At 67.8% G+C, this 1,321-nt stretch carries 1 protein-coding gene; it reads left to right on the forward strand.

Annotated elements, in window-relative coordinates:
* Positions 1-1,321: isopeptide-forming domain-containing fimbrial protein (locus AC1VAN_RS22035; protein ID WP_480986770.1), on the forward strand; the 1,321-nt coding region annotated here is incomplete at both ends.

Genomic DNA, 1,321 nt, shown 5'->3' on the forward strand with positions numbered 1-1,321 from the left:
CCACCGGCCAGGTGACCAACGCGGTGCTCGGCAGCGGTGGCGACAACCCGAGCTGCACCGTCAACTGCGATACCACCACCCCGGTGGCTGGCAGCCAGATCGACTATCGCAAGACCTCGGCCGCGGTCGGCTCGGTCAAGGTGGGTGACAGCATCGCCTACACCCTGACCGCTGTGGTCAGCCGCTCGCGCACGACCGCTGTATTCACCCTGACCGACACCCTGGGGCAGGGCCTGGACTTCGGTTCAGTCACCGCCACCACGGGCTTCACCTGCAATGCCGCCAACCCGCTGGTGTGCACGTTGCCGGCCGCCACCGCACCTGGCACCTACACGGTGAACTACACCGCGACGGTGAACGCGCAGGCCAAGGGCAGCGTCAGCAACGCCGTGCTTGGCAGCGGCACCGGTACCAACACCTGTGCCACCGACTGCACCACCACCACCCCGGTGCTGGCGGCGACGGTCACCTACCGCAAGTCCTCCAGCACGGCATCGCCGGTCAATATCGGCGATGCGGTGGACTACAGCGTCGAGGTGGTGGTCGCCAACTCGCAGACCACCGATGTGTTCACCCTGACCGATACCCTGGGCGCAGGCCTGGACCTGCAGTCGGTGACCCAGCCGGGCGCCTTCACCTGCAATGCCAGCAATCCGCTGGTATGCACGCTGCCGGCAGGTACCGCACCCGGCACCTACACGCTGGGCTACCGCGCGCAGGTCAACGCGCAGGCCAGTGGCAGCGTCCGCAACGCGGTGCTGGGCAGTGGCGGCGATACCCCCACCTGCACGGGAACCTGCAGCACCGAGCACGTGCTGGCTGAGCCGCGCGTGGTGCTGGAAAAACTGTCCGGCCCTGCAAGTGGCAGTGAAGTGCGTCCGGGTGACCGGTTGCGCTACACCCTGCGGGCCACGGTCGAGCGCGCCTCGCTGCGCCAGCCGTTGCAGCTGCTGGATACGCCCGATACGGGCCTGAGCGTGGACACGCTGCCGGCAGGCTGCGTGCAGCAGGGTACCGACATCGTCTGCACCCTGCCGGCCGGTACGCCGGTGGGGCAGCATGAATTCGTCTACCAGGCCATCGTCAACCAGGAGGCGCGCACGGAGGTGCTCAACCGCCTGCGCGGCCAGTATCCGGATGGATCGCCACCGCCGGAGTGCACCACCTGCGAAACGCGGCACAAGGTGATCTCGGATTTCGCGCTGCGCATCACCAAGACCGCCAACCCGCGGTTGGTAAAGGTGGGCGACCTGGTGCGCTACCAGCTGGTGGTCGAGAACGTCGGCAGCAGCCATTGGCGCGACGGCGTGGTGGTCGATAC

It is taken from the genome of Stenotrophomonas sp. 05L44_2 (genome assembly GCF_056665995.1).